This is a genomic window from Tatumella sp. JGM91 (genome assembly GCF_018257575.1).
Taxonomy (GTDB): domain Bacteria; phylum Pseudomonadota; class Gammaproteobacteria; order Enterobacterales; family Enterobacteriaceae; genus Tatumella; species Tatumella punctata.
This window is the reverse complement of sequence record NZ_JAERJP010000001.1, coordinates 179,150-191,760: the sequence shown is the minus strand read 5'-3', so window position 1 is coordinate 191,760 and position 12,611 is coordinate 179,150. Positions and strand designations below refer to the sequence as shown.

The window sequence follows — 12,611 nt, the reverse complement described above, 5'->3', positions numbered from 1 at the left end:
TTTGGCTTTTTTTACCCCTTATGTCAGTTTTCAAATCATTGCCGCAGCACGGCTTTACGTTATTTTTCACTACGGTCAAGTACCTCTCCTCAGATTTTCTGCCTTTTTAGCGGTCAGGATGCACCCTAAAGCATTCCGCCCGGCACCGGTAAAGTGCAACAGCGCCTGCCGATAGCCACTGGCTGTGCATAACTGGCCCTGACAGACCCGATATAACCGGTTTTTCTCAGGCTACATCATTGTGGCCTGATAATTGCTTTATTCAGAGGGTGCTGTCGTCCGGGGAGAGACGGCATAAGCGTCGCCGGGCAGTCTGCGGGCCGCCAGGCGTAACCTATACAGAGGAGTGCAACAGATGCTGAGTTTACGTGCAATCAATCAGTTTTATGGTCCGAATCATATTCTCCGGGATGTCGACATGGACCTGATGCCCGGCTCATGCACTGCTGTGCTGGGCCAGCCGGGGATGGGAAAAACGACGCTGGTCAATTGTATTATGGGATATTTGCCGATCAATAGCGGTACCATTACCTGGCAGGAACGTAATGCTCCGCCACGCGACCTTCAGCAACAACCGTCAGAACAACGGGCAGGTATGGGGATCGGTTACGTTCCCCAGGGGCGGCATATCTTTTCTCAGATGAGTGTTGAAGATAACCTGATGATCGCCTTAAAGGCCGCAAAAAGCAGCCCGCCTTACGCAATCCCGCAAATAATCTTTGATCTTTTCCCGCATCTGTATGACCTGCGTCATCAGCGCAGTGGTGATTTAACTATCGATCAGCAGCAACAACTGGCACTGGCCCGGGCGCTGGTACTGGAACCCAAATTACTGATTCTGGATGAACCGACCGGAGGCATGTCCTGCTGGCTGGAAGAAGATATGGGTAACCTGCTACGCTGCCTGAATCATGAGTTCGGGATGACCATCCTGTTGCTGGAACAGCGGGTTTCCTTTATCCGCAGTGTGGCCGACTATTTTCTACTGCTGCATTGCGGCCGCAGCGTCGCTAACGGCCGTGTTACTCAGCTGGATGAAGGCATGATCAATAAATGGCTCAGCGTGAACTGACGGCAGCGGGTAAATCAACATATTGTCCGCAGCAGGACAGTTGCTGTCTGCTGGTCAGTTGCGGGATTTCGCCGAGCAGTGGTGCCGGCAGTCGCTGAATCAGGGTTTCCATATATGGCTGATGACGCTCCTGAGGTGGCTGTACACAGTTAGCTATCCAGCCGGAAAGCGTCAGGCCGGCAGCCCGGATTGCGGCAGCACTCAGAAGCGCATGATTAATACAGCCCAGTTTCATTCCTACCACCAGCACTACCGGCAATTGTTCTGCAACCACCCAGTCAGAAAACAAAAAATCGTCTGCCAGTGGTGTAAACCATCCGCCAGCCCCTTCTACGCCAATCCAGTCGGCTTTCGTTTCCAGATGACGCAGCCCTGCTGACATCGCCTGCGCGCTAATCGGCTGTCGTTGTGCCGCACTGACAATATGCGGCGATGTGGCCTCAGCAAAGACCAGCGGATTAACTTCATGATAATCCAGACCAGGTAAACTGTTTTGTTGCAGTAACAGCCCATCGCTGTTACGTAATCCCTGCGGTGTCATTTCCGAGCCGGAGGCTACTGGCTTATAACCCGCCGCGCGCCAGCCCTGCGTTGCCGCCGCCTGCAACAATGCGGTTGTCGCCACCGTTTTTCCGGCTTCTGTATCTGTTCCGGTGATAAACCAGCGATGATTCATTCTGTCACTCCATACACTATCTGATAACTTAATCGGTAGCCTTCTGTCTCTTTAGGCCAGCCCGCATCAAGCAGCGCCAGCCGCTGACGGGTAAGGGGCAGACTCTTCGTCCGCTGGTGCAGATGACCGGCCCCCACCCCTTTCAGTGACCAGAGCGCCGCACGAGCAGACGGAAAGTGCAGGGTTACGGGCTCATGGATCAGCCTGATACCATACCCGCAGACGGCCTGCGTAATCTGCTGCACAGTGAGGAACGAGTTAGTATGTGCAGTACCGTCTACGGACTGCCACGCCTGATCCACTTCCGGTAATGACCCTGCCGCAACTGTGGAAAATCGCAGCTGACCTGCCGGTCTCAGAGCAGAACGCAGCTGATATACTGCCTGCCGCAGCTGGTTGCTCCATTGCAGGGCCAGATTGCTCCAGATAACATCAAAGCTACCGGCGCGAAAAGGTAACGCGTCCAGATCAGCCTGTAGATAATCTGCGGCACTCTGTTGCTGACGGGCATAACGAAGCATCTCTGTCGAAATATCCAGTGCCGTGACCCGATACCCCGCGGCGCTGAAACAACGGCTATACCAGCCACTGCCGCAGCCCGCATCCAGTAAGTCGCCTGCTGCCGGCATGCCGGCTATTTCCCGTAAACGGTCACCGGTAATACGCTGCAGCGCTGCATAATCATCATAAGTTGCTGCCGCACGGCCAAAAGCTTTACCTATTGCTGATTTATCAACACCCGGCCCTGCGGTCTGTTCAGGATTGCAATGCATATAAGTGCTCCGCCAGTTGTTCAATCTGCTGCGGATCATGGGCTGCCGAAAGGGTGATACGCAGCCTTGCTGCGCCGGCAGGTACCGTTGGCGGACGGATCGCATTGATCCAAAACCCACGCTGACGCAGTGCTGCGGCCAGATCGACGGCTGACTGATTTTCTCCGATCATCAATGGCTGGATCGCTGTCTCTGAGGGGAGCAGTGACCAGCGCAGACCTGTCATCTGTTGACGGAATAAACGGATGTTGTGCTGTAATTTTTCTCTGCGTTGATCAGCAACGTCGATCAGGTGTAATGACGCATGAATAGCCACCGCCTGTGCCGGAGGCATCGCCGTGCTGTAAATCAGGTGTTTTGCCGACTGACACAAATAGTCGGCCACGTCTGCAGAGCAGAGTATGGCGGCTCCGGCAACACCGAATGCCTTACCGAAGGTGACCACCAGAATATCAGGCGTAATCCCCTGTTGCTGGCAACTGCCCCTGCCCTGTGGCCCGCAGACCCCGATACCGTGCGCATCATCGACCACCAGCCAGCTGCCTGAGGCATCTGCCTGCTGACGGAGCTCCCTCAATGGCGCACGGTCACCGTCCATACTGAACACCCCTTCGGTAATAATCAGGGTTTCGCCGTCACAGGTACGGGAAAGTAACCGTTGCAGGCTCTGCGGGCTGTTATGCTGAAAACGGCATAACGTCGCCGGACTCAGGGCCGCTGCTTCGAGTAATGATGCGTGCATCAGTTTATCGGCCAGCAACCGATCCTGTTTACCGGCCAGAGCAAAAACTAAGGCCTGGTTGGCCGCGAATCCGGAACCGAACAGCAATGCCCGGGAAAACCCCAGCCGCTGCGCCAGGGCCTCTTCCAGCTCCCGGTGTGCCGGGGTATAGCCCGTCACATGGCCGGAGGCACCGGCACCGGCTCCCCAGCGGTTAAGCCCCTGCTGCCAGGCATCAATAATCCGCGGGTGCCGGCTCAGTCCCAGATAATCATTGGAAGAGAAATGGTGATACTGCCGGCCTTCTGCCGACAGTGTTGCATTTGCCGCGGGAGTAACCGGCTGCATCTGACGCCACAACCCGGACTCACGCTGTAACCGCAGTGCTCCGGTGATTTTTTGCTGCCAGCTCATTGTACCGCCGCGTTATAGAACAACGCCGTATCACTCTCCTGTAATACCTGATGTAATTGCTGCTCACGGCCACGATCGCCCTGTTCCGTATAAGTCTGTTCGGGGTTAAGCCCCAGTTTACGGAACAGACGCAGGTCATTATCTTCTTCAGGGTTTGGTGTGGTCAGCAGCTTGCAGCCATAGAAAATAGAGTTAGCTCCGGCCATAAAACACATCGCCTGGGTCTGTTCATTCATCTGTTCACGCCCGGCGGACAGACGGACGTAAGAGGCAGGCATCATTATCCTGGCCACAGCTATCGTCCGGATAAAATCAAACGGACAGACATCTTCGTTATCTGCCAGTGGCGTACCTTTGACCTTCACCAGCATATTGATCGGAACACTCTCCGGAGGAACCGGCAGATTGGCCAGCTGAACCAGCAGTCCGGCACGATCGGTAACCGTTTCGCCCAGACCGACAATTCCTCCGGAACAGACTTTCATGCCCGCATCCCTGACCGCACCAAGAGTATCCAGCCGTTCCTGATAAGTACGGGTTGTCACGATACTGCCGTAAAATTCGGGGGAAGTGTCGAGATTATGGTTATAAAAATCCAGTCCGGCACTGGCCAGTCGTTCAGCCTGTTGCGCTGACAGGGTGCCGAGCGTCATACAGGTTTCCATCCCCATTTCTTTAACACCGGCAATCATTTTCTCCAGGTAAGGCATATCCCTGTCATGGGGATTTTTCCATGCCGCGCCCATGCAAAAACGGCCTGATCCGGCCTGGCGGGCCTTGCGTGCTGAAGCCAGAACTTCTTCAACTTCCATTAAGCGCTCTGACTCGAGGCCGGTTTTATAACGGGCACTTTGCGGACAATACTTACAATCTTCCGGGCAGGCGCCGGTTTTAATCGATAATAAGGTACTGACCTGGACTTTTTGCGGATCGAAATGACGGCGATGCACTTGCTGTGCTTCAAAAAGCAGTTCCAGTAACGGTTTCTCAAACAAAGCTTCGGCCTGAGAAAGGGTCCAGCGTTGTGACATGACATGCTCCGGGTAATTAACAAAGACAGTTTTTATACGTATACTTGTAAACTAAATCTTTTTAATTTGGTTTACAAGTTTATGTTAACTGCCGACGACCTTGCGTTCGACCGCCAGCATATCTGGCATCCCTACACCTCAATGATCGATCCTTTGCCCTGTTATCCGGTGGTCACCGCCGACCGCTGTACCCTGACTCTGGCTGACGGAACACAACTGACAGAGGGCATGTCTTCCTGGTGGGCTGCTATTCATGGCTATAACCACCCGCGGCTTAACCAGGCAATGGTCAGACAAATCAGCCATATGTCACATGTGATGTTTGGCGGTATTACCCACCCTGCAGCAGTCAGCTTATGCCGCAAACTGGTGGATATGAGCCCGGAAGGATTAGATAAGGTCTTTCTCGCCGATTCAGGATCTGTGGCGGTTGAAGTTGCGATGAAAATGGCCATTCAGTATTACAGCGGCGATACCCGCCCGCGCCGGAAATTCCTTACCATCCGTCAGGGTTATCACGGGGACACTTTTGCAGCGATGTCAGTCTGCGATCCTGAAAACTCGATGCATGCTTTATGGAAAGGCTATCTGCCCGAACATATGTTTGTCGCCGCCCCGGCCACCGGTTTCGATCACCCCTGGCAGGAAGAGGACATTGCCGAAATGCAGCAAATGCTGGCTGCACATCATCAGCAACTGGCAGCGGTGATCCTCGAGCCCATTGTTCAGGGAGCCGGAGGTATGCGCTTCTATCACCCGAACTATCTGCGGCGTGTCAGACAGTTATGCGATCAATTTGGCGTACTGCTGATCGCCGATGAAATCGCTACCGGTTTCGGCCGGACAGGACGGTTATTTGCCTGTCAGCACGCAGAAATTTCCCCGGATATCATGTGCCTTGGAAAAGGATTAACCGGGGGAACGATGACCCTGTCGGCCACCCTCGCAACCAGTGCGGTTGCGGAAAAAATCAGCAACAGCCCTGCCGGTTGTTTTATGCATGGCCCCACCTTTATGGGGAATCCGTTAGCCTGTGCGGTGGCCTGTGAAAGCCTCAGCATACTGGCAGAAGGACACTGGCAACGGCAGGTGAAAGAGATTGAACAGCTGTTAACTGAGCAGCTTCAGCCCCTCAAAGACTGCCCCCGGGTCGCGGATGTGCGGGTATTAGGCGCTATCGGGGTGATCGAGTGTCATCACCCGGTCAGGATGGCCGAAATACAGCAATTTTTTGTCAGTCAGGGCGTCTGGATCCGCCCGTTCGGCCGGCTGATTTATCTGATGCCGCCTTATATTATCCGCCCCGAAGAGTTATCCCGGTTAACCACGGCCATCAGTCTTGCGGTCAGACAGGACAATTTATTCGCCATGCCGGACTGACAGAACAGCGCCGGACCCGATGACTGTATGGTAGTCTGGTCCGGCAGGCTACTTTACAGAACGGAGAGATAAGATGCGTTTATTCAGTAAGGATTTAACTGACGGGCAGACCATGCCGCAACGCCATGTGTTTAATGGTATGGGCTATCAGGGCGGGAATCTGTCACCCCAGTTATACTGGGAAGATGCCCCTGCAGCGACCCGGAGTTTTGTGATTACCTGCTTTGACCCTGATGCACCGACCGGCAGTGGCTGGTGGCACTGGGTGGTGGTCAATATTCCCGCCGGGAATTCAGAAATAGAACAGGGCGCAGGTTCAGGCATCGCCCCATTACCTGCCGGAGCGTTACAGACCCGGACCGATTTTGGTTCTTCTGTCTATGGCGGCGCTGCACCTCCGCAGGGTGAGAAACATCGCTATGTGTTTACCGTGCATGCTCTGGATAGTGATCTGATTGAGGTCGACAGTCATGCCAGCGGGGCAATGGTTGGTTTTAATGTGCACTTCCATTCACTGGCCAGTGCCAGCCTGACGGTCACTTTTAACTGACCGCTGCCGGCAGAGCCCCTCAGACAGAGTCTCTGCCGGTGCCCGTTTATTTCTGCGGGCTAAGCTGGTGGACTGTTACCCACATAGGCCCCTGGCCTACCGCATAACGTCCTGTTTCTGTCAATAAGCCGTCCTGTGCACCGATAGTATAGACCCCGATATGGTGAGACTTCTGTCCGGCAGCGATCAGGAATTTCCCCTGTTTATCAATATTGAATCCGCGCGGCTGTGTCTCTGTCGGGCAGATATCGCGTACTGTCAGATGATCACCACTGTCACTGACCGAGAAGACTGTGATAGTGCTGCTGGTACGATCACAGGCATACAGGAAACGCCCTTCCGGAGTCAGATGAATATCCGCCGCCCAGCGGGTACCGGTAAAATCATCGGCCATCATATCCAGTGTCTGAATCGTCTCAGCACCGTGGGTGTTCAGTTGTAACACACTCACCGTACTGTCCAGCTCATTGACCAGATAGGCATACTGTCCGGCGGGATGAAACACCATATGACGTGGTCCGGCACCCGGCCGGGTATCCACCTGACCACAGGCCGGTTCGCTTAAGGTGCCGTTACTGTTCCAGCGAAAAGCACATACCCGGTCCTGTTTCAGTGCCGGAGTAAACAGCAGATCATCACTGCTGAGATTGGTGGAATGGCAGCCATCCAGCCCTTCAATGACCTGACTGACAGGCTGCGGCAGACCCTGAGCATCCAGCGGTGTGACCGTAACCAGCCCGTCATGATAGAAACCACTGAACAGAGCCGTCCCCTGATGGTCAGTCGATAAATGTGTCGGACTGCCCGGCAATGCAGCTTCCCCTGCGCGGGTTAAGCTGCCATCGGCAGCAATAGAAAATGCAATCACACGAAAATCAGGGCGCACACCGGCGTACAACACCGGTTTATGCGGATTGACGACCATCGGCTGTACCTGTCCATCAACATCAATCACCTGTAATAACGTCAGCGCCCCGGTCTCAGAGAGCTGCCAGACATGAATTTGCTGACTTTCGGGACTGGCGATATAAACAACTTGTTGCATGTATTCTCCTTACCTGGAATCGGTGATTTTTCGGGATTTGCTCCACTGTATCGCAATATACCGCCGCAAAAAATGATTTATTCATGCGGGGTTTTTTGGTGGCTGCCAGGGAATCAGGATAGACTGCAGGCACCACTCCACCTTCAGGTAAAAGATCTTATGCGTTATCGTGTTATTGCTCTTGATCTGGACGGCACCCTGCTGACGTCTGAAAAAACGATATTACCCGAGTCGATTGATGCTCTGTCACAAGCCCGCCAGGCGGGGGCCGAAGTGGTGATTGTCACCGGACGACACCACAGTGCGATCCATCCGTTTTATCAGGCTCTGCAGTTAACTGCACCTGCAATCTGTTGTAATGGTACCTATCTGTATGATTATCAACAGAAACGTGTACTGGATAATGACCCGATGTCTGTCGCCCAGGCTGAACTGGTCATTCAGCGGCTGGAGGAAGAAGGTATTAAAGGCCTGTTATATGCTGACGATGCGATGCTATACCAGCACCCTACTCCGCATGTTATCCGTACCAGCGCCTGGGGCGAAAGCCTGCCGGCAGCACAGCGTCCGCTCTTCACCCGGGTTGATGACCTGACCAGCGCAGCCCGACGGTCAGATAAATTGTGGAAATTTGCCCTGTCTCACGACAATCTCCCTCAGTTACGGGATTTCGCGTTACGTATCGCCGATGAAGCACAGGTTACCTGCGAGTGGTCCTGGGCAGATCAGGTGGATATTTCACGTCAGGGGAACAGTAAAGGTAAGCGGCTGGCAGAATGGCTGGCAACCCGCAACTTATCTATGCAGGATGTCATTGCTTTCGGTGACAATTACAACGATTTAAGTATGCTGGAACACGCCGGACTGGGGGTTGCGATGGGGAATGCCGATCAGCAAATTAAAGACCGTGCAGGCTGGGTGACAGGCGATAATAACCGGCCATCGATTGCTGAGACTATTTATCAGAAAGTTCTCTGAATAAAAAATGACCTGCCTCGCCGGGCAGGTCACAGAAGCCGTTACGGATGGGTACTCTGGCCGGATGTCTGATCATCCTTACCCCGGGTCCCGGAAATAAGATTGAATAGTTCTCCCAGTCCGTAAATCAAACCCAGCATAATTGCCATTACCAAAGGTACCATTATAATGGCCATCAACAGGCTTTCGAGCAGTTCGAGCATATCAACCTCAGTCTGTTCACAAAAAGGATATTTTACGGGGAGTACTGCGTAAAGCCCATTGCTTTTTGTGCTTTTACGTTTTCTTACCTGAAGTCCGGTATGCGCCGGTACCTGCTTCTGCCTGGCGGCTGCCGATCCCCCCCTGAACAGAGGAACGATTATGCAGGCTGATATTTCTTTAACTCTCCACCTCAGTAATACGCTGTTTGCTGACCCGCGCCGGATAACATTACTGGACGCTGTCCGGCAAACGGGTTCTATCAGCCACGGGGCTAAACTGACCGGAATCAGCTACAAAACGGCCTGGGATGCCATTAATGAAATGAATGCTCTGGCTGACGTTCCGGTGGTAATAAGTAATGCCGGGGGGAAAGGCGGCGGTGGCGCCCGGCTGACCGCCCACGGCCTGCGATTACTCCAGTTGTATCAGTTGCTGGAGCAAATACAGCAGAAGATATTTAATAATTTACAGAAAGAAACCTTACCGCTGAACAGCCTGCTGGCTGCTATTGCCCGTTCTTCATTACAGACCAGCGCCCGTAACCAGTTATTTGGTACCGTTAGCGCAATCCGCCATGCAGGGCCGATTGATATTGTCAGTGTCTTACTCAGTGACCGGCAAACCTGCATCGAAGTATCTGTTACCCGTGACAGCAGTCATCGTCTGCAACTGGTGATAGATAAAGAAGTACTGGTTCTGATTAAAGCCTCATGGCTACAGATACATACCGGCCCGGTCACCGAAGGAAACCGGTTCTCAGCCACAGTCAGTAATATTACTTCCGGTACCGAAGGTGATGAGGTCTTAATGCAGCTGGATAACGGTGAAGCACTTTGCGCTACATTACCCTCATCTGCCCATGATTTTTATACCGGTCAGCAGGTGCAGGTCAGTTTCAGGCCGGAAAATGCATTGCTGGCCTGCCTCAGTTAATTATCACCGGCCATCACTGTCATTCCGCTTATGTTTGACAAGTTTTTACCCGGAAGTTACAACAAGGTAAAACAATGCATAAAACGGAATAAAACATGACATCATTGCAAATATCGCAAGGCACGTTCCGCCAGGGGAAACACCGGGCGCTGTATATTGAACAGTTAATGCTGCAGGCCGGTGAGAGCTGGGCATTTGTCGGCACGAATGGCAGCGGGAAATCGTCACTTGCTAAAGCAGTCACCGGAGAACTGCCTGTTGCTGAAGGTCAGTTTTGTCAGCAATTTGAACGTGCTGTACGTCTGTCACTGGAACAGCTGTCGCAGCTGACCGCCAAAGAGTGGCAACGCAGTAATACGGACCTGTACAGCGAAGATGAGTGTGAAAACGGACGCTTAACCCGCGATATTATTATGGATGAGGTGGATGATGAAGCACGTTGCCGACAACTGAGTCAGCAGTTTGCTATCCGCCACCTGCTGGACAGACCGTTTAAATTTCTTTCCACCGGTGAAACACGTAAAGCATTACTCTGCAAAACGCTGATGTCAGCGCCGGATTTATTAGTACTCGACGAGCCTTTTGATGGCCTGGATGTGGAATCCAGGCAAATCCTCACCCGCCAGTTACAAGCGCTGCATCAGCAAGGCACCTCACTGGTACTGGTACTGAATCGCTTTGAAGATATTCCTGAGTTTATCGATCATGTCGGGGTACTGGCCGAAGGCACACTCAGCCATAGCGGGCCACGCAAGGACATTCTGCAACAGGCACTGATCATGCAACTGGCCCACAGCGAGAAAATCACCACCCTGGAATTACCCGCTGCAGATGATCCGGCCACACAGCGACGCTGTCCGGCAGATCAGTCACCGGTGATTTTACGTAATGGTAAAGTCTCATGGGACGATAAACTGATTATTAACGGGCTGAACTGGCAAGTAGAACCGGGCCAGCACTGGCAAATCACCGGGCCTAATGGTGCCGGAAAATCCACTCTGCTCAGTCTGATTACCGGAGACCATCCTCAGGGATACAGTAATGACCTGACCCTGTTTGGTATCCGCCGTGGCAGTGGTGAAACAATCTGGGATATTAAGCAACATATTGGTTATGTCAGCAGTAGTCTGCACCTTGAATACCGTGTCAGCGCAACGGTGCGTACCGTCATTTTATCCGGATTTTTCGATTCAGTCGGCCTGTATCAGTCCGTATCTGATCGTCAGAATCAGCTGGCCAGCGAGTGGCTGGCGCTACTGGGGATGGATAATACACTGGCCAATGCGCCGTTCCATAGCCTGTCCTGGGGACAACAGCGGCTGGTGCTGATTGTCCGTGCACTGGTGAAACACCCGCGAATACTCATCCTGGATGAGCCGTTACAGGGGCTGGATGCCATCAACCGGCAACTGATCCGCCAGTTTGTGACCATTCTGATCCGCGAGGGGCATACCCAGTTATTATTTGTCTCCCACCATGCCGAAGATGCACCTGAATGTATTACCCACCGTCTGAGTTTTGTCCCTGATGGATCCGGGGGTTACACTTATCAGCAATCCCCCCTTCCTCCGCACTGATCTTATACCACACAGGGCGGGACAGCTCCTCTCTGCCCTGTTTTACAGGGCTACTGGCTGGCTGAATCGCCACATATAAATCTGCTGCTTTCCGCTATTTCCCTATTGTGTAAACGTTTCCATTCATCCACACTGATCACAATATTGATAGTTTCTCTATGTTAACGTCAGGGCATTTCGCCTTACCTGACTCATGATACTCAGGATAATATTATGTCCGTATTTAATCCGGTCGATCATCCGCATCGACGTTATAATCCGCTCACTGACCAATGGGTTTTAGTCTCTCCGCACCGCGCCAAACGTCCCTGGCAGGGTGCGCAGGAAACCCCGGCATTACCTGCACTGCCCGCGCATGATCCGGACTGTTTTCTTTGTGCCGGTAACCTGCGCATTACCGGGGATAAAAACCCCGATTACACCGGTTGCTGGGTATTTACCAACGACTTTGCCGCGCTGATGACCGATACACCGCCGGCACCCGAAAACGACGACCCGTTAATGCGTTATGAAGCGGCCCGCGGTACCAGCCGGGTGATCTGTTTTTCTCCGGATCACAGTAAAACCCTGCCGGAGTTATCCGTCAGTGCCTTGCTGCAGATTGTGACTGTCTGGCAGGAACAAACTGAAGTCCTGGGTAAAGAATATCCCTGGGTTCAGGTCTTCGAAAACAAAGGGGCAGCTATGGGCTGTTCTAATCCTCATCCCCACGGACAAATCTGGGCTAACAATTTTTTACCTAATGAGGCCCTGCGTGAAGACAAAAATCAGCAGCAGTATTATCAGCAGCACGGAACCCCGATGCTGCTTGATTATGCCAACAGAGAAATGGCCGACGGTCAGCGGACCGTTGCCGAGACCAGCCACTGGATTGCGGTCATCCCCTGGTGGGCGGCCTGGCCGTTTGAAACCCTGCTGTTGCCTAAATCCCCGGTGTTACGCCTCAGCGAACTGAACAGTGAACAAAGTCAGGATCTGGCGGTGATACTGAAGAAACTGACCAGCCGTTATGACAACCTGTTCCATTGTTCTTTCCCCTACTCAATGGGCTGGCACGGTGCACCTTTTAACGGGGAATCGAATCTGCACTGGCAGCTGCATGCGCATTTTTACCCGCCATTATTACGTTCGGCTACTGTGCGTAAATTTATGGTGGGCTATGAAATGCTGGCAGAAACACAACGTGATTTAACCCCCGAACAGGCCGCAGAGAAAATGCGCGCCGTAAGTGATATCCACTTCAATGAGGCGCGCTGA

Annotated in this window: 13 protein-coding genes; 7 read left to right on the top strand and 6 right to left on the bottom strand. The window is 53.0% G+C overall.

Translation table 11 applies throughout. The features are described from left to right. Positions 1-355: 355 nt before the first annotated feature. Positions 356-1,072, top strand: coding sequence for an ATP-binding cassette domain-containing protein (locus JK198_RS00985; protein ID WP_212706760.1), 717 nt, complete (start codon positions 356-358; stop codon positions 1,070-1,072). On the opposite strand, the gene bioD is transcribed toward JK198_RS00985, so the two are convergent. From bioD to bioB, 4 genes are read right to left on the bottom strand one after another with little or no spacing between them, the layout of a single operon-like run. Next, entirely contained in the window at positions 1,059-1,748 is a 690-nt protein-coding gene (bioD, locus tag JK198_RS00980) for a dethiobiotin synthase (RefSeq protein ID WP_212709901.1), read from the bottom strand. The genes JK198_RS00985 and bioD overlap by 14 nt on opposite strands. After that, positions 1,745-2,521, bottom strand: a complete 777-nt coding sequence (gene bioC / locus JK198_RS00975; protein ID WP_212706762.1) for a malonyl-ACP O-methyltransferase BioC — start codon at positions 2,519-2,521, stop codon at positions 1,745-1,747. Before bioC ends, bioD begins: the two co-directional genes overlap by 4 nt. Next, positions 2,505-3,656: an 8-amino-7-oxononanoate synthase gene (gene bioF / locus JK198_RS00970; protein ID WP_212706763.1), complete on the bottom strand. Its 1,152-nt coding sequence runs from the start codon at positions 3,654-3,656 to the stop codon at positions 2,505-2,507. Before bioF ends, bioC begins: the two co-directional genes overlap by 17 nt. Then, complete coding sequence (bioB, locus tag JK198_RS00965) at positions 3,653-4,687, bottom strand: biotin synthase BioB (protein ID WP_212706764.1); 1,035 nt, start codon at positions 4,685-4,687, stop codon at positions 3,653-3,655. The genes bioF and bioB overlap by 4 nt, the downstream gene beginning before the upstream one ends. 81 nt (positions 4,688-4,768) lie before the next feature. Here bioB and bioA point away from each other — a divergent pair, with 81 nt between their 5' ends. Both bioA and JK198_RS00955 read left to right on the top strand, forming a co-directional pair. Next, a complete protein-coding gene (bioA, locus tag JK198_RS00960) occupies positions 4,769-6,067 on the top strand; it encodes an adenosylmethionine--8-amino-7-oxononanoate transaminase (RefSeq protein ID WP_212709900.1) in 1,299 nt (432 codons plus the stop codon). 73 nt (positions 6,068-6,140) lie between these two features. Beyond that, on the top strand, positions 6,141-6,617 hold the full coding sequence (locus JK198_RS00955) for a kinase inhibitor (RefSeq protein ID WP_212706766.1): 477 nt from the start codon (positions 6,141-6,143) through the stop codon (positions 6,615-6,617). Positions 6,618-6,663: 46 nt separating this feature from the next. Here the strand turns inward: JK198_RS00955 and pgl are convergent, their stop codons facing one another. Then, entirely contained in the window at positions 6,664-7,662 is a 999-nt protein-coding gene (gene pgl / locus JK198_RS00950; protein WP_212706767.1) for a 6-phosphogluconolactonase, read from the bottom strand. A gap of 159 nt (positions 7,663-7,821) precedes the next feature. On the opposite strand from pgl, the gene JK198_RS00945 reads away from it, so the two are divergent. Beyond that, on the top strand, positions 7,822-8,640 hold the full coding sequence (locus JK198_RS00945; RefSeq protein WP_212706768.1) for a pyridoxal phosphatase: 819 nt from the start codon (positions 7,822-7,824) through the stop codon (positions 8,638-8,640). A gap of 41 nt (positions 8,641-8,681) precedes the next feature. Here the strand turns inward: JK198_RS00945 and JK198_RS00940 are convergent, their stop codons facing one another. Further along, the gene (locus JK198_RS00940; RefSeq protein WP_212706769.1) at positions 8,682-8,843 is read right to left on the bottom strand and encodes an AcrZ family multidrug efflux pump-associated protein; all 162 of its coding nucleotides are present in this window, start codon (positions 8,841-8,843) and stop codon (positions 8,682-8,684) included. Positions 8,844-9,003: 160 nt separating this feature from the next. Here JK198_RS00940 and JK198_RS00935 point away from each other — a divergent pair, with 160 nt between their 5' ends. The 3 genes from JK198_RS00935 (at position 9,004) to galT (ending at position 12,611) form a co-directional block, all read left to right on the top strand. Further along, positions 9,004-9,777: a TOBE domain-containing protein gene (locus JK198_RS00935; RefSeq protein WP_212706770.1), complete on the top strand. Its 774-nt coding sequence runs from the start codon at positions 9,004-9,006 to the stop codon at positions 9,775-9,777. A gap of 95 nt (positions 9,778-9,872) precedes the next feature. Further along, entirely contained in the window at positions 9,873-11,354 is a 1,482-nt protein-coding gene (modF, locus tag JK198_RS00930) for a molybdate ABC transporter ATP-binding protein ModF (protein WP_212706771.1), read from the top strand. Between the two features lie 213 nt (positions 11,355-11,567). Continuing rightward, positions 11,568-12,611 carry a galactose-1-phosphate uridylyltransferase gene (galT, locus tag JK198_RS00925; RefSeq protein WP_212709899.1) on the top strand — a complete coding sequence of 348 codons (1,044 nt, stop codon included), beginning with the start codon at positions 11,568-11,570 and terminating at the stop codon, positions 12,609-12,611.

Excerpts from the sequence above, each read along its gene's own strand:
- JK198_RS00985 (WP_212706760.1), top strand. The coding sequence starts at position 356 with ATGCTGAGTTTACGTGCAATCAATCAGTTTTATGGTCCGAATCATATT.
- bioD (WP_212709901.1), bottom strand. The coding sequence starts at position 1,748 with ATGAATCATCGCTGGTTTATCACCGGAACAGATACAGAAGCCGGAAAA.
- bioC (WP_212706762.1), bottom strand. The coding sequence starts at position 2,521 with ATGCATTGCAATCCTGAACAGACCGCAGGGCCGGGTGTTGATAAATCA.
- bioF (WP_212706763.1), bottom strand. The coding sequence starts at position 3,656 with ATGAGCTGGCAGCAAAAAATCACCGGAGCACTGCGGTTACAGCGTGAG.
- bioB (WP_212706764.1), bottom strand. The coding sequence starts at position 4,687 with ATGTCACAACGCTGGACCCTTTCTCAGGCCGAAGCTTTGTTTGAGAAA.
- bioA (WP_212709900.1), top strand. The coding sequence starts at position 4,769 with ATGTTAACTGCCGACGACCTTGCGTTCGACCGCCAGCATATCTGGCAT.
- JK198_RS00955 (WP_212706766.1), top strand. The coding sequence starts at position 6,141 with ATGCGTTTATTCAGTAAGGATTTAACTGACGGGCAGACCATGCCGCAA.
- pgl (WP_212706767.1), bottom strand. The coding sequence starts at position 7,662 with ATGCAACAAGTTGTTTATATCGCCAGTCCCGAAAGTCAGCAAATTCAT.
- JK198_RS00945 (WP_212706768.1), top strand. The coding sequence starts at position 7,822 with ATGCGTTATCGTGTTATTGCTCTTGATCTGGACGGCACCCTGCTGACG.
- JK198_RS00940 (WP_212706769.1), bottom strand. The coding sequence starts at position 8,843 with ATGCTCGAACTGCTCGAAAGCCTGTTGATGGCCATTATAATGGTACCT.
- JK198_RS00935 (WP_212706770.1), top strand. The coding sequence starts at position 9,004 with ATGCAGGCTGATATTTCTTTAACTCTCCACCTCAGTAATACGCTGTTT.
- modF (WP_212706771.1), top strand. The coding sequence starts at position 9,873 with ATGACATCATTGCAAATATCGCAAGGCACGTTCCGCCAGGGGAAACAC.
- galT (WP_212709899.1), top strand. The coding sequence starts at position 11,568 with ATGTCCGTATTTAATCCGGTCGATCATCCGCATCGACGTTATAATCCG.